The organism is Streptomyces sp. I05A-00742 (assembly GCF_013055795.1).
Classification (GTDB): domain Bacteria; phylum Actinomycetota; class Actinomycetes; order Streptomycetales; family Streptomycetaceae; genus Streptomyces.
The window spans coordinates 66,958-88,371 of sequence record NZ_JABETO010000018.1 but is presented as its reverse complement, the minus strand read 5'-3'; the positions used below and the strand labels follow the sequence as shown (position 1 = coordinate 88,371).

General features: G+C 72.2%; 15 protein-coding genes. 6 read left to right on the top strand and 9 right to left on the bottom strand.

Annotated elements, in window-relative coordinates; genetic code table 11:
- Window positions 1-125 precede the first annotated feature (125 nt).
- Complete coding sequence (gene fahA / locus HN013_RS18715) at window positions 126-1,316, bottom strand: fumarylacetoacetase (RefSeq protein WP_171167621.1); 1,191 nt, start codon at window positions 1,314-1,316, stop codon at window positions 126-128.
- A gap of 299 nt (window positions 1,317-1,615) precedes the next feature.
- Between fahA and HN013_RS18710 the strand changes: the two genes are divergently transcribed.
- The 6 genes from HN013_RS18710 to HN013_RS18685 all read left to right on the top strand — a co-directional run bounded on the left by HN013_RS18710 (window position 1,616) and on the right by HN013_RS18685 (window position 9,124).
- Window positions 1,616-2,875 carry an ATP-grasp domain-containing protein gene (locus HN013_RS18710; RefSeq protein WP_398980194.1) on the top strand — a complete coding sequence of 420 codons (1,260 nt, stop codon included), beginning with the start codon at window positions 1,616-1,618 and terminating at the stop codon, window positions 2,873-2,875.
- A 201-nt stretch (window positions 2,876-3,076) separates the two neighbouring features.
- Window positions 3,077-4,282, top strand: a complete 1,206-nt coding sequence (locus HN013_RS18705) for an FAD-dependent oxidoreductase (RefSeq protein WP_171167619.1) — start codon at window positions 3,077-3,079, stop codon at window positions 4,280-4,282.
- 428 nt (window positions 4,283-4,710) lie between these two features.
- The gene (locus HN013_RS18700; protein WP_171167616.1) at window positions 4,711-5,721 is read left to right on the top strand and encodes a polyprenyl synthetase family protein; all 1,011 of its coding nucleotides are present in this window, start codon (window positions 4,711-4,713) and stop codon (window positions 5,719-5,721) included.
- A gap of 239 nt (window positions 5,722-5,960) precedes the next feature.
- On the top strand, window positions 5,961-7,253 hold the full coding sequence (locus HN013_RS18695; RefSeq protein ID WP_171167614.1) for a DUF2092 domain-containing protein: 1,293 nt from the start codon (window positions 5,961-5,963) through the stop codon (window positions 7,251-7,253).
- 37 nt (window positions 7,254-7,290) lie between these two features.
- Window positions 7,291-8,244, top strand: a complete 954-nt coding sequence (locus tag HN013_RS18690) for an ABC transporter ATP-binding protein (RefSeq protein WP_171167612.1) — start codon at window positions 7,291-7,293, stop codon at window positions 8,242-8,244.
- Window positions 8,231-9,124, top strand: a complete 894-nt coding sequence (locus HN013_RS18685; protein WP_171167610.1) for an ABC transporter permease — start codon at window positions 8,231-8,233, stop codon at window positions 9,122-9,124. Before HN013_RS18690 ends, HN013_RS18685 begins: the two co-directional genes overlap by 14 nt.
- A 55-nt stretch (window positions 9,125-9,179) precedes the next feature.
- Here the strand turns inward: HN013_RS18685 and HN013_RS18680 are convergent, their stop codons facing one another.
- The 8 genes from HN013_RS18680 to HN013_RS18645 form a co-directional block, all read right to left on the bottom strand.
- Window positions 9,180-10,571, bottom strand: a complete 1,392-nt coding sequence (locus tag HN013_RS18680; protein ID WP_171167608.1) for a M28 family metallopeptidase — start codon at window positions 10,569-10,571, stop codon at window positions 9,180-9,182.
- Window positions 10,572-11,074: 503 nt separating this feature from the next.
- Window positions 11,075-12,169 (bottom strand): EamA family transporter RarD, encoded by a 1,095-nt coding sequence (gene rarD, locus HN013_RS18675; protein WP_171167606.1) that lies wholly within the window; start codon window positions 12,167-12,169, stop codon window positions 11,075-11,077.
- An 82-nt stretch (window positions 12,170-12,251) separates the two neighbouring features.
- Window positions 12,252-14,249 (bottom strand): APC family permease, encoded by a 1,998-nt coding sequence (locus HN013_RS18670; RefSeq protein WP_171167605.1) that lies wholly within the window; start codon window positions 14,247-14,249, stop codon window positions 12,252-12,254.
- A 203-nt stretch (window positions 14,250-14,452) separates the two neighbouring features.
- Entirely contained in the window at window positions 14,453-15,502 is a 1,050-nt protein-coding gene (locus HN013_RS18665; RefSeq protein WP_171167603.1) for a 2-oxoacid:ferredoxin oxidoreductase subunit beta, read from the bottom strand.
- The gene (locus tag HN013_RS18660; RefSeq protein WP_171167601.1) at window positions 15,495-17,480 is read right to left on the bottom strand and encodes a 2-oxoacid:acceptor oxidoreductase subunit alpha; all 1,986 of its coding nucleotides are present in this window, start codon (window positions 17,478-17,480) and stop codon (window positions 15,495-15,497) included. Before HN013_RS18660 ends, HN013_RS18665 begins: the two co-directional genes overlap by 8 nt.
- A 365-nt stretch (window positions 17,481-17,845) precedes the next feature.
- On the bottom strand, window positions 17,846-18,505 hold the full coding sequence (locus tag HN013_RS18655; RefSeq protein ID WP_171167701.1) for a response regulator transcription factor: 660 nt from the start codon (window positions 18,503-18,505) through the stop codon (window positions 17,846-17,848).
- A 162-nt stretch (window positions 18,506-18,667) separates the two neighbouring features.
- A complete protein-coding gene (locus HN013_RS18650) occupies window positions 18,668-19,999 on the bottom strand; it encodes a sensor histidine kinase (RefSeq protein ID WP_171167599.1) in 1,332 nt (443 codons plus the stop codon).
- Window positions 20,000-20,173: 174 nt separating this feature from the next.
- On the bottom strand, window positions 20,174-21,385 hold the full coding sequence (locus tag HN013_RS18645; RefSeq protein ID WP_171167598.1) for a sensor domain-containing protein: 1,212 nt from the start codon (window positions 21,383-21,385) through the stop codon (window positions 20,174-20,176).
- Between the last annotated feature and the right edge of the window lie 29 nt (window positions 21,386-21,414).

The window sequence follows — 21,414 nt, the reverse complement described above, 5'->3', positions numbered from 1 at the left end:
GCCCGTCCGGCGATTGAGGACGCGCGCCGCAGGCGCGCTCGCGGGGGTGCGGGGGCGCAGCCCCTGCAAGAAACGGCGAAAGGGGGGTGCCCCCTCTGGGGGAGGGGCCGGGGCACCCCACGGCGTCAGCCCCCAGCCGGAAGCACCCGCCCCGCCACCTCGCCCAACCCGATCCGGGCCCCGTCGCGCCCCGGCGCCCAAGCCGTGATCACAACCTCGTCCCCATCCGCCAGAAACGGCCCCTTCCCCTTGGTGATCTCCAAGAGGCACCCGAGCTGATCCGGCTCCGGCCCGCTCACCGTCCCCGACGCGTAGAAGTCACCGGTCCGCAACGAGGCGCCGTTCACGGTCATATGGGCCAACTGCTGGGCCGCCGTCCAGTACATGGCCGAGAACGGCGGCCGGGATACGACCTCCCCGTTGATGCGGACCTCCAGGCGCAGATCGATGCCGCCCGGCTCGGCCGCGTCGGAGTCGTCGAGGTAGGGGAGGAGAGGGAAGTCGCGCGCCGGCGGAGCGGTCCGGGCCGCGTCGAACGCCTCCAGGGGGGTGATCCAGGCGGAGACGGAGGTGGCGAAGGACTTGCCGAGGAAGGGGCCGAGGGGGACGTACTCCCAGGACTGGATGTCGCGCGCGGACCAGTCGTTGACGAGGCAGACGCCGAAGACGTGGTCGCGGAAGGCGTCGAGGGGCACGGGGGTACGGGTGGGGGCGGGGGTGCCGACGACGAAGCCGACCTCGGCCTCGATGTCCAGGCGTCGGGAGGGGCCGAAGGAGGGCAGGTCCTCGTCGGGGGCCTTGCGCTGGCCCTGGGGCCGTACGACGTCGGTGCCGGAGACCACGACGGTCCCGGCGCGCCCGTGGTAACCGATGGGCAGGTGCTTCCAGTTGCCGGGAAGGGCCTCGCCGTTGGGCCGGAAGATGCGCCCGGCGTTGGTGGCGTGGTGCTCGCTGGCGTAGAAGTCGACGTAGTCCGCGACCTCGAACGGCAGGTGCAGGGTCACCTCGTCCAGCGGGTGGGCGTACCCGCCGGTGAGCGTGCCGTCGTCGACCAGTCCGCGGATCTCGGCGCGCACCGCCTGCCAGACCGGGCGGCCCGCGGCCATCAGCGGGTTGAGCACGGGCTGGTCGAGCAGGTCGGCGTACGCCGAGCCGCGCTCAGCGGCGGCGCCCGCCGCGTCGAGCACGTACGCGCCGTAGCGCACGCCGATCCGGGGGTGGTCGGGAGCGCTCGGGGTGGTGAAGACGCCGTAGGGGAGTGCGTCCGCGCCGAAGGGGTCTCCTTCGGGCAGTGCGTGGGGGCTGTGCTGGGGCATGGGTCTCGCGGCCTCGCCTTCTCCACTCGGAATGCACGGGAGCCACACATTACGGGTTGACGGCCGACGGGCAAGAGCTGTTCGAGGAGTGTTCTCCCCCTGGGAAACCGTGTTCTACGAGAGGGAAAAGGTAGGGCAATGTCCGGTAACTCCTTGCTGGAGCCCACGATTCCGAAGTAGCGTCCTAAGTCGGGTCACACACAGTGGTCGGGTCACACACAGTGGGGGCCGCCGAGCCGGGGTGGCCGAGGGGGGAGCCGGTGGCGAGCAGGAGTGTGTCCGTGGCGGCGGACCGGTCAGTGCCCGGGTTGATCGTGAAGTTCGGTGACTATCCCCTGCACCACGGCGGCGTCGGTGCGATCCGCAGCCTCGGCAGACTCGGCGTCCCGATGTACGCCATAACCGAGGACCGGTGGACCCCCGCGGCCGTCTCCCGCTACCTGAGCGCCGGGTTCGTCTGGCCCACGACCGGCACCGAACGGGCCGAGGAGCTGGTCGCGGGGCTGCTCCGGATCGGCGACCGGATCGGCCGTCCGGCCGTACTGCTGCCCACCGACGAGGAGGCGGCCGTGCTCATCGCCGAGCACGCGGCCGCGCTGGCCGGACCCTTCCTCTTCCCGCCCGTGGAGCGGGAGTTGCCGCGGCGGCTCGCGAGCAAGCAGGGGCTGTACGAGCTGTGCGTGGAGCACGGGGTGCCGGCCCCGGCCACGCTGTTCCCGGGCACGTACGAGGAGGTCGAGAAGTACGCCGGCACCGCGGTCTTCCCACTGGTGGCCAAGAACCGCGAGGCGTTCGAACGCCGCCGCCGGCCGGCCGTGGCCGGGACGACCCGCATCGCCGACGCCCGTCGGCTGCTGGAGCTGGCCCGCGGCTGGGGGCCGTCCCCGGGAGTGATTCTCCAGGAGTATCTGCCGCGCGAGGAGGCCGAGGACTGGATCGTCCACGCCTACTTCGACGCGGACAGCGCGCCGCGTGCCCTGTTCACCGGCGTCAAGGTGCGCTCCTGGCCGCCGCACGCGGGGATGACCGCCAACGCCTACATCGTGGACAACCCCGAACTGGCGGCGATGAGCGCCCAGTTCATCAAGCAGATCGGGTTCTGCGGCATCGTCGACCTGGACTGGCGGTTCGACCGCCGCGACGGGCAGTACAAACTGCTGGACTTCAACCCCCGGATGGGCGCGCAGTTCCGGCTCTTCGAGACCGAGGCCGGCGTCGACGTCGTCCGTGCCCAGCACCTGGACCTCACCGGCCGCCCGGTGCCCGAGGGCGAACAGCTGGCCGGCCGCCGGTTCGTCGTCGAGAACATCGACCTCCCCGCGCTCGTCGCCTACCGGCGCAGCGGGTACACCACCCCGCACGCCCCCGCCCGGGCCAACGGCACGGAGCTGGCCTGGGCGGCGCGTGACGACATCAAGCCGTTCCTCACCATGCTCGCCCGGCTCGTCCGGCCGGGTGCGAGACACCTGTGGCAGATGTGGCGCTCCAGGCGCCGTGCCTCCGCGCCGCCCGCCGGCGCCGTGACCGCTCGGGCCGTGGCGGCCGAGCGCACCGAGTGACCCGGTGGCCGCGGCGCCTCCGGCGCTCCCGGTGGTCCAGGGCCACCGGGCCGGGGGGCCCGCCGGGGCCGTACGGTCCGTTCCACACGGTCTGTTCCATCCGCACCGCATCGCACCACTCGCTCCACAGCTCACCCCGCAGTTCCACGTGACGCAGCAGAACCGGCCGCGCGGGCCGGGAAACGCCCTGGGAGGGGACACGTGACACTTCCGGTAGCAGTCATCGGGGCCGGTCCGTACGGTCTCTCCACCGCAGCACACCTCAAGGCACGCGGTGTTCCGACACGCGTCTTCGGCTCGCCGATGGTGAGCTGGCGGGAGCAGATGCCCGCGGGGATGCTGCTGAAATCCACCCCCTCGGCCTCCGACATCGACGCCCCGCAGCCGGGCCACACCCTGCTCGACTACTGCCTGGACGCGGGGGAGCGGCGCTACGAGTCCGACTGGGACATCATCCCGGTCGAGACCTTCGCGGGGTACGGACAGTGGTTCCAGCAGCGGCTGGTGCCCGGTCTCGAACAGGTGCGGGTGAAGTCCGTGGAGCTCCGCCAGGGGCGCCCCGGCTTCGAGCTGAAGCTGGACTCGGGCGAGCAGTTCGCCGCCCGCGCGGTCGTGGTGGCCACCGGTCTGAGCGGTCTGGCGCGGGTCCCCGCCGAGCTCGCCGCCGCGGTGCCGGAGGGTCCGACGGAGGGCGGCCCGTTCTCCCACAGCTCGCACCACCGCGACCTGTCCGGCTTCGCCGGCAAGCACGTCGTCGTCATCGGCGCGGGGCAGTCCGCCCTGGAGAGCGCCGTGCTGCTCGCGGACGCCGGGGCCGCGTCGGTGCGGGTCGTCGCCCGGCGGCGGGGCGCGGTCCGGTTCGGGGCGGCGCCGGACGGGCAGTCGCCCCTGAAGCCGGACACTCCGTTCGGCCGGGCCTGGTCGCTGTACGCCTTCTCGTACCACGCGGACGGCTTCCGCCGGCTGCCCCCGCAGACCCGCGCGTTCCTGGTCCGGCGGGTGCTCGGCCCGCTCGGCGCCTGGTGGCTGCGCGACCGCTTCGTGGGCCGGGTCCAGGTCACGGAGGGCAAGCGGGTCGTCCGGGCCCGGCTGGCGGAGGGCCGCCCGGTGCTCACGCTCGCCGGTGCCGTGGACGGCCCGGAGACCGAGCTGACCGCCGACCACGTGATCGCCGCCACGGGCTACCGCGTCGATCTGGGCGCCCTTGACTTCCTCGGCGACAGCGTCCGCGCCCGGCTCGTCGCGAGCGCCGGCGGCCCCCGACTGGCCGCGGGCTACCGCTCGTCGGTGCCAGGGCTCTTCTTCACCGGCCTGCCGGCCGCGGCGAGCTACGGCCCGGTGATGCGGTTCGTCTGCGGGACGGAGTACGCGTCACCGCGTCTGGCACGAGCGGTGGCGGCGCTCTGACCGTCCGTTCACCGCCGGTTGGGGCGTGCGCCGTCCTTCACAGGGCGTGCGCCGTCTTCCACAGGGCGTGCGCCGTCTCCCGCAGGCCGTGCGCCGTCCCCCACAGGGGGCACGTTCCGTCGTACCGCGCCCCGGGGACGGATCCCGGGACCGGAAGCGGATCCGCCGCCGCCGTCCACCCGCCGGACGGGCTGATTCCAGCCCGTCCGGCATTTTTCCGGCCGGGAACCGTGTGAGGGGACGGTCGGGGGGAACCCGAGAAAAACCCGAGGACAAGAGGGGTAAAACGCCCAGGGGAGGGTCGAGGGAGGGCCGTCGTGGGGGCAGCCGCCCACGGTGATCCACAACCGACCGGATACGCTGACTTTTGGTGAAGACAGCGACACATCGACAATCCCCGTGATCGCAGGCAGACAGGAGTACCCCTCGTGACCGTCGTCGGGCCCTTCGGGCTGAGCGTGCGGGACCAGGCTCTTGAAGCCGATGTCCAGGCCGGGTTGGCCGCTGTCGAGGAGGGCCTCCTGGAGGCCACCAAGAGCGGTGTGCCCTTCATCACCGAAGCCGCGCAGCACCTCGTGCGGGCCGGTGGCAAGCGCTTCCGTCCGCTGCTCGTGACGCTCGCCGCCCAGTTCGGCGACCCCTATGCCCCCGGCGTGGTGCCCTCGGCCGTGGTCGTCGAGCTCACCCACCTCGCGACGCTCTACCACGACGACGTCATGGACGAGGCGGACATGCGCCGCGGGGCGCCCAGCGCCAACGCCCGCTGGGGCAACTCCCTGGCCGTCCTCACCGGCGACTTCCTCTTCTCCCGTGCCTCCCGGATACTCGCCGACCTCGGCCCGGAGGCCGTCCGGATCCAGGCCGAGGCGTTCGAACGCCTGGTGACCGGGCAGATCCTGGAGACCGCGGGCCCGCGCGACGGACGCGACCCGATCGAGCACTACCTCGACGTCATCGGCGGCAAGACCGGCTCGCTGATCGCCGTCGCCGGCCGCTACGGCGCGATGATGTCCGGCGCCGACGAGCGCGTGGTGGAGATCCTGACCCACTACGGAGAACGGCTGGGAACCGCCTTCCAGCTCGCCGACGACGTCCTCGACATCGCCAGCGACTCCCACGAGTCGGGCAAGACCCCGGGCACCGACCTCCGCGAGGGCATCCCCACCCTGCCCGTGCTGCACCTGCGGGCGCGGGCCGCCGCCACCGGCGACCCCGACGACCTGGAACTGTGCGCCCTGCTGGAGGGCGACCTCGCCGACGACGACCGGCTCGCCGAGGTGCTGCGCCGGCTCCGCGTGCACCCCGCCCTGGAGCAGGCCCGCCGCGACACCGTCCGCTACGCGCAGGAGGCCCGCGCCACCCTCGCGCCGCTGCCCGAGTGCCCGGCCAGGACCGCGCTGGAGGAGCTCTGCGACGCGGTGGTGCACCGCGCCGGCTGACGGACCCGGCTCCGCCCAGGGGCGGTCCGTCCCCTAGGGGTTGTCATACCCGAGGGGTACGGTGAGTTGAGCCCGACGGGTGATGACCGGGACGCCGTCCGTTGGTGGAATGGACGGAGTCGTGCGGGGGGCCGATCCTCCCGACTCCGGCGCCCCCACCGAGCGGTCGGGCCACTTGAGCCTGGGGATGGGCGAGTGCACGACGTGAGAGACCGCCGCAGACGACGGAGGTAGAGCACATGGCACCGATCCAACCGACACCGGACGCCGACGGCCGCGAGCCGTCCGGGGCCACCGGGCCCTCGGGGGCCGGCCGGCGCAAGGCCGTCCGTTACGCGGTCCCCGTCGCGGTGGCCGGCGTCGCCGCCGCCACGATCGGCATCGGCTCGGCCCTCGCCACCTCGGGCGACCCCGATCTGCCGAAGATCAGTGCGCAGGACCTGATAGCGAAGGTCGCCGCCTCGGACGTGCAGCAGCTGTCCGGCTCCGTCCGCGTCACCACCGACCTCGGCCTGCCGTCCCTGCCGTCGGGTATCTCCCTCGGCGGGGCGGGCCACGAGGGCGGCAAGGGCAAGGGCGCCGCCCCTCAGGACAAGCTCACCGAGCTCGCCTCCGGCACCCACACGCTGCGCGTCGCGGCGGACGGCCCGGACAAGCAGCGGGTCTCCATCGTCGAACGGGCCGCCGAGTACAGCCTCGTCCGCAACGGCGACCAGGTCTGGGCCTACGACAGCGGCAGCAACACCGCGTACCACGCGAAGGCGCCCAAGGACGCCGGGCCGTCGGACCGGAAGCAGCAGCTCCCCGGCGACCTGACCGGCGCCTCGCCGCAGGAGCTGGCCAAGAAGGTCCTCGCCGCGGCCGGCGGCACCACCGACGTGGCGGTCGACGGCACGGCCAAGGTCGCCGGCCGGGACGCCTACCAGCTCACCCTCAAGCCCCGGCAGGACGGGACGACCGTCGACTCCGTGCGCATCGCCGTGGACGCCAAGAACGGCGTGCCGCTGAAGTTCACGCTCACCCCGAAGGGCGGTGGCAAGGCGGCCGTCGACGTGGCCTTCACCAAGGTCTCCTTCGACAAGCCGAGCGCGTCCGCCTTCTCCTTCACCCCGCCCAAGGGCGCCAAGGTGACCGAGGGTTCCGGGCACGGGGCCGGGGCCGGGGCCGACGGGTCTGCCGCCGAGCACGGCAAGGGCCGGCTCCCGGGCGCCCCGGGGACGGACGCCGCGTCCGCGCCCAAGGTGACGGGCACGGGCTGGGCGACGGTCGTCGAGCTCAGCGGTGACAAGGGCGGGCTGCCGGGCGCGGGCGGCGCGGCAGGCGCGGACAAGATGGACAAGATGGGCAAATCCTCGGACAAGAACGCCGAGAAGCTGCTCGACAGCTTCGGCAGCAAGGTCTCGGGTTCGTTCGGCTCCGGCCGGATCGTCAGCACCCGCCTGGTGAACGTGCTGCTGACGGACGACGGCAAGATCTACGCCGGTGCGGTCACCAAGGACGCGCTGGTGAAGGCCGCGAACTCCGCCGGATAGGCAAGGGGGCGCGGGGGACGAGGAGGGGCAGGGGCCTGTGACGGAGCCGCCGGCGGTCATCGAGACGCATGGGCTCACCAAGCGCTACCGGGGCGGACAGCTCGCGGTGGCCGACCTCGACCTCGTCGTGCCGCGCGGCAGCGTGTTCGGGTTTCTCGGCCCCAATGGATCGGGCAAGACGACGACGATCCGTATGCTCATGGGGCTGATCGAACCCACGTCGGGGCTGGCCCGGGTGCTCGGTGAGCCGATGCCCCGGGCCGGCGGCCGGGTCCTGCCCAGGGTGGGGGCTCTCATCGAGGGACCCGCGCTCTACGGCTTCCTCTCCGGCCGCGACAACCTCGTCAGATACGACGCCGCGGACCCCACGGCAGACCCGCGCACCCGCTCCGCCCGGGTGGCGACGGCCCTGGAACGGGTGGGCCTGGCCGGCGCCGCCGGCAAGAAGGCCCGTGCGTACTCCCTCGGGATGAAGCAGCGCCTCGGCCTGGCCGCCGCCCTGCTCCAGCCGCGCGACCTGCTGGTCCTGGACGAGCCGACCAACGGCCTGGACCCGCAGGGCATGCGCGAGATCCGGTCCCTGGTCCGCGGCCTGGCCGCGGAGGGCACCACCGTCTTCCTCTCCTCCCACCTGCTCGACGAGATCGAGCAGGTCTGCACACACGCCGCGGTGATGGCCCGGGGGCGGCTGCTCACCCAGGGCACGGTCGGCGAACTGGCCTCCTCCACCCGCGGCCGGCTCGCCGTCACCACCCCCGACACGGCGGACGCGGTCCGCGTCCTCAAGGAGCACGGCGTGAACGACCTGGTGGTCACCGACGACCGCGTCACCGGCGAACTGCCGTCCGGCCCGCCGCCACCGGAGCTCGCCGACCTCAACGCCGCCCTCGTCCGGGCGGACGTCCGCGTGCGATCCTTCGGCACGGAACGCGTCTCGCTGGAGGACGCGTTCGTCGCGCTCACCGGGGAGGGCTTCGATGTCGCGGGCTGAGACCGGGGAGGTCGCCGCGGACATCCGCGCGCCGCGCGCGGTGTGGCGGCTGTCCCTCTTCCGCAGCGAGATCACGACGGTCTTCCGGCGCTGGCGCACCCTGGTGCTGCTCGGTGTGCTCGCGGCGGTGCCCGTGCTGGTGGGCGTGGCGGTGAAGATCGAGACCAGCGACGGCGACGGCTCGTTCGGCGGCGGGACCGGCGGCGACGGCCCGGCCTTCGTCAGCCAGGTCACCAACAACGGCCTCTTCCTCGTCTTCGCCTCGCTCGCCGCCACACTGCCGTTCTTCCTCCCCATGGCCACCGGTGTGATCGCCGGTGACGCGATCGCCGGCGAGGCCGGCAGCGGCACCCTGCGCTACCTCCTGGTCGCCCCGGCCGGGCGCACCCGGCTGCTGCTCGCCAAGTTCGCCAGCATCATGGTCTTCTGCCTCGCCGCCACCCTGGTGGTGGTGAGCTCCGCGTTGCTGGTGGGGGCTCTGCTCTTCCCGATGGGCGAAGTCACGTTGATCAGCGGCACGACCGTCCCGTTCGGGGAGGGCCTGCTGCGGGGGCTCGTCATCGCCGGTGTGGTGGCGGCCTCGCTGGTGGGCGTCGCGGCGCTGGGGCTCTTCGTCTCCACCCTCACGGGCAGCGGCATCGCGGCGATGGCCACCACGGTGGGGCTGCTGATCACCGTGCAGATCCTCGACCAGTTCCCGCAGTTGCACGTCGTGCAGCCGTATCTCTTCCCGCACTACTGGCTGTCCTTCTCGGACCTGCTCCGGGACCCGGTCTACTGGGACCAGATCGGACGGAACCTCGGGCTCCAGGGGCTGTACGCGGCCGTGTTCGGCTCGGCGGCGTGGGCGAGGTTCACGGCGAAGGACGTGACGGCGTAGCGAGTGGAGTGCCGGACGGGCTGGGCAGGCCCGTCCGGCGTTCGCGCGCCTGCTTTTAGAAGGTGAGCTTCCAGCTGTTGACCGTGCCGGAGTCCTGCGGGGCGACGTCCTGCACACGCAGCTTCCACGTGCCGTTCGCCGTCTCCGCCGAGGCGTCCACGGTGTACGTGGCCACCACGTCCGCGGCGGAGTCGTTGGCGTCCGACCCCTTGAGCCGGTACGTGCGTCCGCTCGGCCCGACGAGGTCGACCGTCAGGTCGCCGCGGTAGGTGTGCTTGATGTCCACCGCCACCTTGAGCCCGGCGGGAGCATTGCCGGTGAGACCGCCGACGGCGATCGGGGACTCCACGGCCGCGCCGTTGTCCGGGACGGCGATGGCTGCCTTGCTCTCGAAACTGGTGCCACCGGGCGGGTTGGTGGAGCCGCCGCCGCTCAGCTTCCAGACGGCCCCCGCGATGGCGGTGCTGTGGTTGCCCAGCGCCTTGTCGTCGATGTTGCTGAGGGTGTCGCACGACCGGTGGTAGCAGCTGTCGAACGCCTTGCCCGCCGTACCGCCCCAGTTCCGGGCCTGCGCGGCGGTCTTGATGTAGTCCGCCCCGCTGAACAGCCCGCCGACCTTGATGCCCGCCCGCTGGAACGGCGCGTGGTCCGAGCGTCCGTCGCCCTCGGTGTCGATCTCCGTCGCGATCTTGCGGGCGGCGAACCAGTCCTCGAACAGCGTCTTGAGCGGCGCGTCGTAGCCGTAGACGAAGTAGCCGGGGTTCGGCGACCCGATCATGTCGAAGTTCAGATACGCGTCGATCTTCGACTTCTCGGCTGCGGGCAGCTGGTTCACGTAGTACGACGACCCGCGCATTCCCAGCTCTTCCGCACCCCACCAGCCGAACCGCAGGTGCTTGTCCGGCTTGTAGCCGGACTTGGCCACGGTGAGCGCCACCTCCAGGATCCCGGCGGATCCCGAGCCGTTGTCATTGATGCCCGGACCGGACGTCACCGAGTCGAGGTGCGACCCGGCGAACACCACGTGATTCGCGTCCCCGCCCGGCCAGTCGGCGATGAGGTTGTACCCCGTCGCGCCGCCGGTTGTGAACTGCTGGACGGTCGTGGTGTACCCGGCGGCGTCCAGCTTGGCCTTCACGAAGTCGAGCGATGCCTTGTAGCCACTGCGGCCGTGGGCTCGGTTGCCGCCGTTGGCGTTGGCTATCGACTGGAGTTGGTTGAGGTGCGCCTTGACGTTGGCGGCGGGTATCTCGGGTGCGTCGGCGGCGACTTGCGCGGCCCGCGCGGGTGCTGTCGCTGTTGCCGTTGCCGTCGTGGTCGGCGCCGCGAGCGACGGGGACGCGCCGATGAGCGTCGCCGTCACGGCCGCACCGCACGCCAGCAGGGTGGCGGAGAGGCGGCGTCTTCGGGGGTTGGTGGGCAGGGTGGGACCTTGGACTTCAAGCATGGGGGGCTCCCGTCCTTTTGACGTGCCCATGATGTTCAAGGGGTTTTTGGACATGCGTCAAGGGCGGAATTCGGACAGGAGGGTCCGGTATCCGGATATCGGGCGCGGCGGGGGCCGCGTCCCCGCTTGCGCGGGGACCACGACCAGTACCGCTGTCCCTGTCGGGCGATGCGCGGACCACCCCCGCCTGCGCGGGGACCACACTTCCTGACCTGCGCCTCCTGGCTCCCGAGGCAACGTTTTCATTCACTTGCGTGGGGACCATCCGACGCCGTGAAGCGGGCGTTTATACGCCCGCGACCCCGTGTGCGCGGGGGCTACACAGCGCACTTTGCGTCTTCGCCTTGCAGCCGGCTGGATGTTACTCCTTCCGCGGCTTCGAGATTCGGGCTGCCCCGGCGGCAATCCGGCTCCCTAGACGGAAACTTGAAAGGACAGCCTGCCCGGCGTAGGGCCCGGCGCGCTCAGGACATCCCCGCCTGCGCCCGCCCGCCCCACCCCGCTCACACCCCGCCGCGCCCCACCGTCACATCCCCCTCGCCGCCGCCCCCGGCCGCCGCCTCCAGCGCGGCCTCGGGCCCCGGCCCGGCCGCGCCGGCAGCCGCAGCGGCGCCCGCCGCACCGGAAACGTCCGCAGCACCCGCCGCACCAGCAGCCCCCGCCCCGGACACCGCCCGCTTACGCGCCGCAAGCAGCTCCACCCGCGTCGCGCGCGCAGAGCGCAGCGCATCCCACGTGAGAACGGCCAGGGCGAGCCACACCAGACCGAACCCGGCCCACCGCTCAGGCGGCATCGACTCGTGGAAGACGGCCAGCCCCAGGGCGAACTGGAAGACGGGCGCGAGGTACTGGAGCATCCCGAGCACTGACAGCGGCAGGCGCACCGCCGCCATGCCGAAGGAGACGAGCGGCAGCGCGGTGATGGCGCCGGAGGCGAGGAGGAGCAGCAGATGCCCCGTCCCCGCGCTCGTGAAGGTGCTCTTGCCGTCGGTGCCGAGGAAGATGAGGAAGCCGAGGGCGGGGAGGAACTGCACGGCGGTCTCGGCGGCCATGGATTCCAGGCCGCCCAGCCCGACCTGCTTCTTGAAGAGGCTGTAGGTGCCGAAGGAGGCGGAGATGCCGAGGGCGATCCAGGGCAGCTTGCCGTAGCCGACGGCGAGGACGACGACGGCGGCCGCGCCGATGCCGACGGCGGCCCACTGCGCGGGGCGCAGGCGTTCGCGCAGGACAAGGACGCCGAGGGCGATGACGACGAGGGGGTTGATGAAGTAGCCGAGGGAGGTCTCGACGACGTGGCCGGCGTTGACGGCCCAGATGTAGATGCCCCAGTTGACCGAGATCATCGCGGCGCTCAGGACGATCATGACGAGCCGCTTCGGCTGCCGCATCAGCGGGCCTATCCAGTCCCAGCGCCGGGTCAGGGCGAGGGCGGCCACCACGGTCACCAGCGACCACACCATCCGGTGGGCGAGGATCTCGAACGCCCCGGACGGCTCCAGGAGCGGCCAGTACAGGGGGAACAGCCCCCAGATCGCGTAGGCGAGGACACCGCACAGGAACCCCGTGCGCGTCTCGTTCTGCTGCGTGTCCGGCTTCACGGATCCCTCCCGGCGGTGCGACGACGACCTCGCGAAGGTAACGCCGCCCGGGGGTGCCTGTCATGTCCGTATCGGATGACGGTCATGACGGGCGCGAATCGGGTGATCCGGCCGTACCGGCCCGGCTCCGGCGGAGCCGTTCGACGGCCTGCGAGACGTCGAACGGCAGGACCGTCACCGCCACGTTCGGCAGCTGCTCCAGCGCCTTGGCCATGAGCTCGCCCGTGTCCCGGTGGAGCAGCCGGCCGAGCGGGGTGGAGTACGTCCGCCGGGGGATCAGCAGGGTGAGGGCGGTCTCGCCGCCGGCGGTGGTCCGGGCCGCGAGCCCGATGACGGCGTGCCGCAGTCGCCGGTCGGGGCAGTCGACGAGTTCCAGCGGGACGTCCGCTCCGGGCGTCGCGTCCCACCGTTCGGTCAGCCGGCGCGCCCTCGGCTCGTCGATCACGAAGTGCACGGCGCGCACCTCGTCCGGCCGCAGCTCGTGCGCGTACCGCAGCGCCTTCACCGTCGCCAGGTCGAGGCTGTCGACGAGGACGAACACCCGGTGCCGGCGCCAGTGCGGCCGGTCGGCGGTGAACGCGGGGACGTTCTCCAGCGCCTCGGCCTCCGCCCGGTACTGGTGGTTGATGCGGATCAGCGCCCACACCCCGATGGGGAAGACCACCACGACCAGCCACGCGCCCTCGGTGAACTTGGTGATCGCGAAGATCACCACGACCAGGGCGGAGACCACGGCCGCCGCCAGGTTCACCCACACCTTCGCGCGCCGGCCCGGTGCGTCGGAACGCCAGTGGTGCGCAGTCATCCCGGCGGTGGCCATGGTGAAGCCGGTGAAGACGCCGATCGCGTAGAGCGCGACCAGCTTGTCGACGTTGCCCCCGGTGAGGAAGAGCAGCCCGACGGAGACGACGGTGAGACAGATGATGCCGTTGGAGAAGGCGAGGCGGTGGCCGCGCCGCATCAGCGGCCGGGGCAGGAAGCGGTCCTCGGCGACGAAGCTGGCGAGGAACGGGAAGCCGGTGAACGGTGTGTTGGCGCCGGTGAAGAGGATCAGCGCGGTGGCGAGCTGGACGTAGACCAGGCCGACCGTCCCCACCCAGCCGTCCCCGAAGATCAGATGGGCCTCCTGGGCCAGGACGGTCGGGTTGCCGTCCTCGTACGGGATGGCGTGCGTGAAGTGGGCCAGCGTGGAGACGCCGAGCACCATCACGCCCAGGATCAGGCTCATCGTGGTGAGCGTGCGCCGGGCGTTGCGCCCCTGCGGCGCGCGGAACGCCGATACGCCGTTGGAGATCGCCTCCAGCCCGGTGAGCGACGAGCCGCCGTTCGCGAAGGAGCGCAGCACGATGAAGAGCGAGGTGCCGTAGAGCCAGCCGTGCCCCGGTTCCCCCAGCGGGACGGCGCCGTGCGCCGTGACGTCCGCATGCGGGATCCCGCCGTTCAGTGCCCGGACCAGGCCGACGACCAGCAGCAGCGCCACCGCCACGATGAACAGGTACGCGGGCGTCGCGAAGGTCCGGCCCGCCTCGCGGATCCCCCGCAGGTTCCCGTACATCAGGAGCAGCACCACGGCCACGGTGATCGGCAGTTTGAGGTGGTCGATGCCCCGGAAGCCGTTGCCCACCAGGTGGGCCAGGGAGATCAGCGCGTCCGTCCCCGCCGCCGTCTGAACGGCCACGGTGACGATGTAGTCCACCAGCAGAGCGACGGCCGCGATCTGCGCGACGCGCGGCCCGAAGTTCTCCCGGGCGACGACGTACGAGCCGCCGGCGCGGGTGTAGACCGACACCACGTCCCGGTACGACAGCGTCACCAGCAGCAGGACCAGCAGGATGCCGCCGGTCACCGGCATCAGCAGCGTGAACGCGGCGATCCCGGCCACCGGGACGAGGATGCGCAGCATCTCCTCCGTGCCGTACGCGGTGGACGAGATGCAGTCCGAGGCGAGGACGCCCAGGGCCATCGGGTTGGACAGCTTCTCCTGCGAGAGGCGTTCGGTGACGAGGGGCGGGCCGAGGAGGCGGCGCTTGACGCGGTAGCGGAGGCGGTCGGCGGGGAGGGAGACTTCGGCGTCGGCCATGTCCCTTATGAGAGCGGGTGGGGGAGGGGGTGGGCGGGGCGGCGCGGCGGGTGGGCACCCGATTGGTGGGTGCCCCGGACCCGCCCCTTCGCCGATTCCTGGGGGCAAGCCCCCAGACCCCCTGAAAGCGGCTTCGCCGCTTGTCCTCAACCGCCGGACGGGCCGAAGTCAGCCCGTCCGGCGTTTGAGGACAGCGGGCCCCTCTACCCCACCACCGTCCAGGTGTCCCCACCCGCAAGCAGCGCCCCCAGATCCCCCTTGCCCCGCTGCTCCACAGCAGCCTCCAGCTGATCGGCCATCAACGTGTCGTACACAGGCCGCTCCACACTCCGGAACACCCCAATGGGCGTCTGATGCAACGTATCCGGATCAGCAAGCCGCGACAGCGCGAACGCCGTGGTCGGAGACGCGGAGTGCGCGTCATGCACAAGTACCCGCGACTCGTTCTCGGGCGTCACCTCGACGACCGAGAGGTCACCGGTGGCCGCGTCCCGCACCACGCCCTTCGAGCCGTCCGTGCCGAAGCGGATCTGCTGTCCGTGCTCCAGCCGGATCACCGCCTCCTGGGCGGTCTCCTTGTCCTTGAGGGCCTCGAAGGCGTTGTCGTTGAAGATGTTGCAGTTCTGGTAGATCTCGACCAGGGCGGTGCCCGGGTGGTCGGCGGCCTGGCGCAGGACCTCGGTCAGGTGCTTGCGGTCGGAGTCGATGGTGCGGGCGACGAAGGAGGCCTCGGCGCCGAGTGCGAGCGACACGGGATTGAAGGGGGCGTCGAGGGAGCCCATGGGCGTGGACTTGGTGATCTTGCCGACCTCGGAGGTGGGGCTGTACTGGCCCTTGGTGAGGCCGTAGATCCGGTTGTTGAAGAGCAGGATCTTGAGGTTGACGTTGCGGCGGAGGGCGTGGATGAGGTGGTTCCCGCCGATGGAGAGGGCGTCGCCGTCGCCGGTGACGACCCAGACGGACAGGTCGCGGCGGGAGGTGGCGAGGCCGGTGGCGATGGCGGGGGCGCGGCCGTGGATGGAGTGCATCCCGTAGGTGTTGAGGTAGTACGGGAAGCGGGAGGAGCAGCCGATGCCGGAGACGAAGACGATGTTCTCGCGGGCGACGCCGAGTTCGGGCATGAAGCCCTGGACGGCGGCCAGGATGGCGTAGTCGCCGCAGCCGGGGCACCAGCGGACTTCCTGGTCGGACTTGAAGTCCTTCATGGACTGCTTGGCTTCCGCCTTGGGCACCAGCTTGAGCGCCTCAGTCATCGATGGCCTCCTTGAGCACGGTGGCGAGCTGCTCGGCCTTGAAGGGCATACCGCTCACCTGGGTGTGGGAGCGGACGTCCACGAGGTACCGGGCGCGCAGCAGGGTGGCGAGCTGGCCGAGGTTCATCTCGGGCACGACCACCTTGTCGTACCGCTTCAGCACCTCGCCCAGGTTGCGCGGGAAGGGGTTGAGGTGGCGCAGGTGCGCCTGGGCGACGTGCCCGCCGGCGGTGCGCACGCGGCGGACGGCGGCGGTGACGGGCCCGTAGGTGGAACCCCACCCCAGGACCAGGGTCCGGGCTTCCCCGGAGGGGTCGTCGACCGTCACGTCCGGCACGGCGATGCCGTCGATCTTCGCCTGCCGGGTGCGGACCATGAAGTCGTGGTTGGCGGGGTCGTACGAGATGTTGCCCGTGCCGTCCTGCTTCTCGATGCCGCCGATGCGGTGCTCGAGACCGGGGGTGCCGGGCACCGCCCAGGGGCGGGCCAGGGTCTCGGGGTCGCGCTTGAAGGGCCAGAAGACCTCGGTGCCGTCGGCCAGCTCGTGGTTGGGCGTGGTCGCGAACTGCACGCGCAGGTCCGGGAGTTCGTCGGTCTCGGGGATGCGCCAGGGCTCGGAGCCGTTGGCCAGGTAGCCGTCCGAGAGCAGGAAGACCGGCGTCCGGTAGGTGAGCGCGATCCGGGCCGCGTCGAGGGCGGCGTCGAAGCAGTCGGCCGGGGTTCTCGGCGCCACGATCGGCACCGGCGCCTCGCCGTTGCGCCCGTACATCGCCTGGAGCAGGTCGGCCTGCTCGGTCTTGGTGGGCAGCCCGGTCGAGGGGCCGCCGCGCTGGATGTCCACGACCAGCAGCGGCAGTTCGAGCGAGACCGCGAGGCCGATGGTCTCCGACTTCAGGGCCACGCCGGGCCCCGAGGTGGTGGTCACCGCGAGCGCGCCGCCGAAGGCCGCGCCCAGCGCCGCGCCGATGCCCGCGATCTCGTCCTCGGCCTGGAAGGTGCGCACACCGAAGTTCTTGTGCTTCGACAGCTCGTGGAGGATGTCGGAGGCCGGGGTGATCGGGTACGAGCCGAGGTAGAGCGGCAGGTCCGCCTGGCGGGAGGCGGCGATCAGGCCGTACGACAGGGCGAGGTTGCCGGAGATGTTGCGGTAGGTGCCGGCCGGGAAGGCGGCCGCGGCGGGGGCGACCTCGTAGGAGACCGCGAAGTCCTCCGTGGTCTCGCCGAAGTTCCAGCCGGCCCGGAAGGCGGCCACGTTCGCCTCGGCGATCTGCGGCTTCTTCGCGAACTTCTTCCGCAGGAACTTCTCGGTGTTCTCGGTGGGCCGGTGGTACATCCACGACAGCAGCCCGAGGGCGAACATGTTCTTGCTGCGCTCGGCCTCCTTGCGGGGGAGCCCGAACTCCTTGAGCGCCTCGATCGTCAGCGTGGTCAGCGGCACCGGGTGGACGCTGTAGCCGTCCAGCGAGCCGTCCTCCAGCGGGTTGGTGGCATAGCCGACCTTGGCCATCGGGCGCTTGGTGAACTCGTCGGTGTTGACGATGATCTCGGCGCCGCGCGGCACGTCCGCCAGGTTGGCCTTGAGGGCGGCAGGGTTCATGGCGACCAGGACGTTCGGGGCGTCGCCCGGGGTGAGGATGTCGTGGTCGGCGAAGTGCAGCTGGAACGACGAGACGCCCGGCAGGGTGCCGGCGGGCGCCCGGATCTCGGCGGGGAAGTTCGGCAGCGTGGACAGGTCGTTGCCGAACGAGGCCGTCTCGGAGGTGAAACGGTCACCGGTGAGCTGCATGCCGTCGCCGGAGTCGCCCGCGAAGCGGATGATCACCCGGTCCAGCCGGCGCACCTCCTTGCCGCCGGCGTCCTGCGCGGGGCCGCGCTGTCCGGCGAGCTGCGACGGCTCGTCCCCGGCCCCGGGCGGGGAGAAGCCTGGCTGTTCGGCTGGATCGGCCTGCTCGGCCGGGCTGCTGACCTGGCTGGTCACTGCTTCGGACCTCCCTCGTGACGGCGGTCCCGCACACACGTGGTGCCGACCGGCGTTCCCATCGCCATCGTACGTGGGCGGGGCACGCCCATCCGGGACGGATCACGGGATGGGGAGGCCCCGCAGCACCCCCATCCTGGCACGCCCTCCCCGGGCCGCCCGCGTGCCCGTCGGCGGGCCCGGGACCAGGGATCGGACCTCGGGCCCAGGACCGGAGGAGGAGCCCCGGGGTCCGTCTCCCGCCCCCGCGGCCGACGCCGCGTCGGGCCGCGCGTCCATCAGGCCGGGAGGGCCGGGAGCCGGAGGAGGGACGGGCGGGCGGCCGGAAGCGGAGGCGCCGGCCGGTCAGGACCTGAGGTAGCCGGTCAGGACCTGAGGTAGGTGAGCACCGCGAGGACGCGGCGGTGATCCCCGTCACTCGGCGACAGCCCCAGCTTCAGGAAAATGTTGCTGACGTGCTTCTCCACGGCCCCGTCGCTCACCACGAGCTGCCGGGCGATGGCACCGTTCGTCCTGCCCTCGGCCATCAGGCCCAGGACCTCCCGCTCGCGCGGGGTGAGCCCGGCCAGCACGTCCTGCTTGCGGCTGCGGCCGAGCAGCTGGGCGACGACCTCGGGGTCCAGCGCGGTGCCGCCCCGGGCCACCCGGACCACGGCGTCCACGAACTCGCGCACCTCCGCCACCCGGTCCTTCAGCAGGTAGCCGACGCCACGGCTGCTGCCGGCCAGCAGCTCCGTCGCGTACTGCTCCTCCACATACTGCGAAAGGACCAGGACCCCCAGGTCCGGGTGGTCGCGGCGGAGCTGGACGGAGGCCCGTACCCCCTCGTCCGTGTGGGTCGGCGGCATCCGGACGTCCGCCACCACCACATCCGGCAGCGCCCCCTCGTCGGCCAGCTCCCGCACCGCCTTCAGCAGCGCCTCGGCGTCCCCGACCCCGGCCACGACCTCGTGCCCGCGGTCGGTCAGCAGCCGGGTCAGGCCCTCCCTGAGCAGTACTGAATCCTCGGCGATGACCACCCGCACCCTGTCTGCGGCGTTCTCGACCACGACGTCCGGCCCCCTGGGGTTCCCGCAGGCACCCCGGCCCGCGCTGTCGGCAACAACGTCCACAGCATCGCAGCAAAACGGCCCCGGGACGGACGGTCCGGGGCCGTGGTGCCGCGAAGGGAGGCGGAGGGACGTGCGTCAGCGGTCGCGCCAGGGCAGCTCGGCGGTCACGGTGGTGGGCCCGCCGGCGGGGGAGTCGACCACCAGCAGTCCGTCCACCGAGCCGAGCCGTTCGGCGAGCCCGGCCAGTCCGCTGCCGGACTCGGTGGAGGCGCCGCCCTGCCCGTCGTCCCACACCTGGAGCATCACGCGGTTCCCCGAGCGCCAGATCTCCACCCGCGCGGTGCGGGCGCGGCTGTGCTTGCTGACGTTCTGGAGGAGTTCGGAGACGGTGAAGTAGGCGATGCCCTCGATGGCGGGCGCGGGCCGGGTGTCGAGGTCGACGTGGACGGCGACGGGGACGGTGCAGCGGCCGGCGACGGAGGAGAGGGCGGCGTCGAGGCCGCGGTCGGTGAGGACGGCCGGGTGGATGCCTCGGGCGAGGTCGCGCAGTTCCTGGAGGGCGAGCTTCACCTCGCCGTGCGCCTCGTCCACCATCTGCGCGGCGGCCTCCGGGTCCTCCAGCAGCTTCTCCTTGGCGAGACCGAGGTCCATGGCGAGGGCGACGAGCCGGGCCTGGGCGCCGTCGTGCAGGTCGCGCTCGATACGCCGCAGGTCGGCGGCGGCGGTGTCGACCGCCACCCCGCGGTCCTGCTCCAGCTCGGCGACCCGGACGGCCAGCTCGGACGGGCCGAGCAGGGACTTGACCAGCATCCGGTCCAGCCCGGCCATGCCGTGGATCAGCCATGGGGTGATCAGGACGATCACCAGGCCGACGGCGGAGGTGACGGTGATCTCGAAGGGGTTGTCGAGGTAGAGATCGCGGTTCCGGTCGCTGAAGACCTGCATGCCCGGCTGGCCCCACCAGGTCGGGTACATCCACTGGTAGGCCGGGTAGAGGAACAGGGCCCAGCCCAGGAGCTGGAACACCAGCGACACGGTGAACGCGCAGATCGCCCACGGCATGTGCACCACCGCGTAGACCAGGTGCCGCCACGACGCGCCGCTCTTCAGCAGCGCCCACACCCAGCCCATCATCCCGCCGCGCTGGTTCTCGGCCTGGACGGGGTGCGGCCCCTCGACGTCCGCGCCCAGCAGCAGCCGGGCCCGGGTGCGCTCGACCGCGCCCAGCACCCGTGCCCCGGCGAGGCCGACGGCCAGCACCGGTACGCCGATGAAGGTGATCAGCAGGCCGAAGCCCATCGACATCGTGGCGACGGCCCAGGTGAAGCCGGCGATCGCGATCGGCAGGCTGAGCTGGAGGTACAGGAACTCGCCCCATGTGCGGCGCGACAGGGGCGCCCGCAGCACGAGCGGCAGCCGGTGGCGCCGGGGCGCCGGTTCCGCCCGGTATCCGTAGTCGAAGGCCATCTCGGGTTCCTCTGTCCTCTGCGTCCGTCCGCCGGGGGCGTCGCCCCCGGCCCTCCCATGACTCCAGGCTCTCCCGTAAGGGGAGGGGAGACCATGCGGTGAGTGGGTGTTCCCGGGGTGGGGTTCTCCCTACCCCGGGGTGCGGGGTGTGGCCCGGGCCCGGGCCGCCGTGCGTCAACTCCGCGCCCGCCACGGCAGTTCGGCCGTGATCACGGTGGGCCCGCCGACGGGGGAGTCCACGCCGAACAGCCCGTCCACCGAGCCGAGCCGTTCGGCGAGCCCGGCCAGTCCGCTGCCGGACGCGGTGGAGGCGCCGCCCTGCCCGTCGTCCCGCACCTGGAGCAGCAGCCGGTCGCCCGCCCGCCACACCTCGACCTCGGCCGTGCGGGCGCGGCTGTGCTTGCTGACGTTCTGGAGGAGTTCGGAGACGGTGAAGTAGGCGATGCCCTCGATGGCGGGCGCCGGGCGGCTGTCGAGTTCGACATGAACACTGACCGGGACGGTGCAGCGGCCGGCGACCGAGGAGAGGGCGGCGTCCAGGCCGCGGTCGGTGAGGACGGCCGGGTGGATGCCTCGGGCGAGGTCGCGGAGCTCCTGGAGGGCGAGCTTCACCTCGCCGTGCGCCTCGTCCACCATCCGCGCCGCGGCCTCGGGGTCTTCGAGGACCTTCTCCTTGGCGAGACCGAGCCCCATGGCGAGCGCGACGAGCCGGGCCTGGGCGCCGTCGTGCAGATCGCGCTCGATACGCCGCAGGTCGGCGGCGGCGGTGTCCACCACCACCCCGCGGTCCTGCTCCAGTTCCGCCACGCGCCGCTCCAGCTCGTCGGAGGGGGACAGCAGCCCGCGCACCATCGACCGGTCCACCGTGGCCATCGCCCGCGCCAGATGGCCGAGAACCGGCCAGGCGACGAAGAAGGCGACCAGGGTCACGCCGAAGGTGAGCACCCCCCACGGCAGCCGGACGAACGCGTACAGCGTCGTGCGCCAGGCCACCGTGTCCCGCAGGGTCGCCCACACCCAGCCGAGGATCCCCCGGCGCCTCCCGGCGCGCGGGAGGGGGCTCGGCTCGTCGACCCGGACGCCCAGCAGCCTCCGCGCCCGGCGCCGTTCCGCCCGCCCCAGCCACCGCATGCCCACCAGGCCCGCCGCCAGCAGCGGCAGACCCACCACCGTGAACGACAGCACCAGGCCCACGAACAGCCACAGCGCGACGTACACGAACCCGACGAGCCCCGCCGCCAGGTTGCTCAGCAGGTAGGCGACCTCCCGCCAGGTCCACGCGTCGAAGGCGGGCCGGACGGGCGGCGGCTGCTCGTCCTCGGGCACGCCCCCGGCGGGGACGGGCACCGGGGTGCGGGGACGGGTACGGGCGGTGCGGGCGGTCATGGTCCAAGCGTGCCCCGACCTCCCCGTGC

What these genes read in the sequence shown, in the direction of transcription:
- fahA (WP_171167621.1), bottom strand. Translation starts at nt 1,316, where the DNA reads ATGCCCCAGCACAGCCCCCACGCACTGCCCGAAGGAGACCCCTTCGGC.
- HN013_RS18695 (WP_171167614.1), top strand. Translation starts at nt 5,961, where the DNA reads ATGGCACCGATCCAACCGACACCGGACGCCGACGGCCGCGAGCCGTCC.
- HN013_RS18685 (WP_171167610.1), top strand. Translation starts at nt 8,231, where the DNA reads ATGTCGCGGGCTGAGACCGGGGAGGTCGCCGCGGACATCCGCGCGCCG.
- HN013_RS18680 (WP_171167608.1), bottom strand. Translation starts at nt 10,571, where the DNA reads ATGCTTGAAGTCCAAGGTCCCACCCTGCCCACCAACCCCCGAAGACGC.
- HN013_RS18670 (WP_171167605.1), bottom strand. Translation starts at nt 14,249, where the DNA reads ATGGCCGACGCCGAAGTCTCCCTCCCCGCCGACCGCCTCCGCTACCGC.
- HN013_RS18665 (WP_171167603.1), bottom strand. Translation starts at nt 15,502, where the DNA reads ATGACTGAGGCGCTCAAGCTGGTGCCCAAGGCGGAAGCCAAGCAGTCC.
- HN013_RS18650 (WP_171167599.1), bottom strand. Translation starts at nt 19,999, where the DNA reads ATGGCCTTCGACTACGGATACCGGGCGGAACCGGCGCCCCGGCGCCAC.
- HN013_RS18645 (WP_171167598.1), bottom strand. Translation starts at nt 21,385, where the DNA reads ATGACCGCCCGCACCGCCCGTACCCGTCCCCGCACCCCGGTGCCCGTC.